This is a genomic window from Acetobacter pasteurianus subsp. pasteurianus LMG 1262 = NBRC 106471 (assembly GCF_000285275.1).
GTDB classification, from domain to species: Bacteria; Pseudomonadota; Alphaproteobacteria; order Acetobacterales; family Acetobacteraceae; genus Acetobacter; species Acetobacter pasteurianus.
Genome location: NZ_CADO01000135.1, coordinates 1 through 1,173 on the forward strand (window position 1 = coordinate 1; position 1,173 = coordinate 1,173).

The 1,173-nt window shown below is 56.2% G+C and carries 1 protein-coding gene; it reads right to left on the minus strand.

Features of this window, described 5'->3' with window-relative positions:
- Positions 1 to 1,166 (minus strand): outer membrane beta-barrel protein (locus APA10_RS11935; RefSeq protein WP_035367799.1); only part of this gene is annotated, 1,166 nt, incomplete at its 3' end.
- Positions 1,167 to 1,173 lie beyond the last annotated feature (7 nt).

Consider the following 1,173-nt stretch of genomic DNA (forward strand, 5'->3'; position numbering starts at 1 on the left):
CCACGTGCATTGAATGTCAGCCAGGGGTGGATGTCGTAGGAAAAGTAGGTTGTCACGCCATAGGCATCATCACGCAGGGAATCATCGTGCAGATAGGTGCCATCCACGGAAACGGTCATCTTGTCATTGATATGATACGTGGCCATGACATCCGCATTATACTGCATGAGGCTGTTGGCCTGCTTGCCAATGCCCGCACTCACCCACCCTGTGGGGGAGACAATGGTGCGGCCATTGTTGCCCTGCGGCCCAAAATGCCCGATGGCATGCACATCCAGCTTGCCATCCATCAGCTTGTTCCACGCCAGACCAAAATAGCCCTTGGGCTTGTTGTTGTTGCCCGAGGCGCCAAAGGTTGTGGAGTTGCCTGCATCCACCCCCAAAATCCAGTCCATGTGGCGGGTCAGATGCATGGTGGCCAGAATACCCACCGTCTGGAACGGCACGATATAATCGGATGCGTAGTTGTAGGTGTAGAAGGGGCGTGCCAGAGCTGGCGTGCCTTCTGCCCCCATGATGCCGTACATCTGGCCGATCTGCACATCAATGCCGCGCTTGAAGATCCACGGCAGATGCACATCCAGATGCGCCTGTGTGGGCGCCCACTGATACAGGCCGTGCAAGGAGCCAGAACCCATGCCGATTGTGGGGTCAAACCGCGCATCGGAACCATACATGGCTTCGAGCACAAAGCCGATGCCATACCCACTGCCCACGGACGTGACCGGATGGGACAGGGAACCAATGATCTGGTTCAGAGTGACCGTATTGGCGCGATCTGAATAATACTGCGCAAAGTTGCGGCCGGAGCGTGTCCAGGGGTTGCCTGAAATCCCCGCTTCAATGGAGACATGCCCTTCCAGCCCTTCCCAGTATGTGGGGGTATGGCCGGGTTTGACATGGAACAGATTGCCCGCCTTGGGCTTCATGGCCTCTTCTTCTTCAGAAAGAGAGGTGGCTGGCGGTTCTTCCCCATCTGTTGGCGTGCCTGCACCCTTTTCTGCCTCTTCGGGCTTGAGGGTTTTGGCTATGTCTCCCACCTGAACCTGGACAGGTGCAGATGTCTGGGCGTGGGCTGTTGGCGCACCTGTTTCACACAAAAATGCAGCGCAACATGATAGCAATACAAATTTGAAGGCACTTCGATCGGTCAGGGTCTGTCGCATGTATCAC